We start from the raw sequence: 793 nt of genomic DNA on the forward strand, positions 1-793 counted from the left end.
CCCTCCAAGTAAAAGTGTAACATCCATGTGTATTCATGGTCTTTTTACACTGTCTACCTTAAGGGGATAATATCAGATCCGGCAAATCAATTTGCTCTTTTTTAATCATATGCATTGCTTCTACACTACTTAAGATAGACACGGCCGTTTGGAATGATTTGAACCCCAACATAGAGCGTATCCGTCTTTTAATAAAACGATGATCTTGTTCCACAATGTTATTTAAATATTTGAGTTGTCTCGTTTAGATGCCGGCAGGCATCTTTTTTTCTTTCTTCAATAGCGATTGGGTAAGTTGGATTTTTGTCAACTGTAATTACACGAGGTTTAGAAACATGAAGAGGCTGCAAAGCTTTCTTGAAGAAACGCTTTGCAGCCTTATGATTTCTAGATTTACTCAGAAAAAAATCAATTGTGTTTCCCTCAGAATCAACGGCACGATATAGGTACATCCATTGATCTTTTACTTTTATATACGTTTCATCTACTCTCCAGGAATCATTCGTTTGTTTGAGGTGACATCGAATTCGCTTATCTAAATCAGGCCCATATTGATGGACCCAACGCATAATCGTTGTATGAGCTAAGGATAGTCCTCTTTCCTCCATCATTTCTACCAAATTACGAAAACTGAGGTTATACCGCAGGTACCAACGTACAGTTAATAGAATGATATCTGAATAATAATGTTTCCGATTAAATATTTTTACTTTTTCCGTAACTACTCAGCTTTTTCAGACAAAAAAGCAGGCCAAATACATGTTTCCGATTTGAAAACATGAAAAAAAATACT

At 35.8% G+C, this 793-nt stretch carries 1 pseudogene; it reads right to left on the minus strand.

Features of this window, described 5'->3' with window-relative positions:
- Positions 1-58: 58 nt before the first annotated feature.
- Positions 59-704: pseudogene (locus JDS99_RS30765) on the minus strand (IS6 family transposase).
- Between the last annotated feature and the right edge of the window lie 89 nt (positions 705-793).

The sequence above is a fragment of the Bacillus cereus group sp. N6 genome (assembly GCF_016483705.1).
In the GTDB taxonomy this organism is placed as follows: domain Bacteria; phylum Bacillota; class Bacilli; order Bacillales; family Bacillaceae_G; genus Bacillus_A; species Bacillus_A wiedmannii.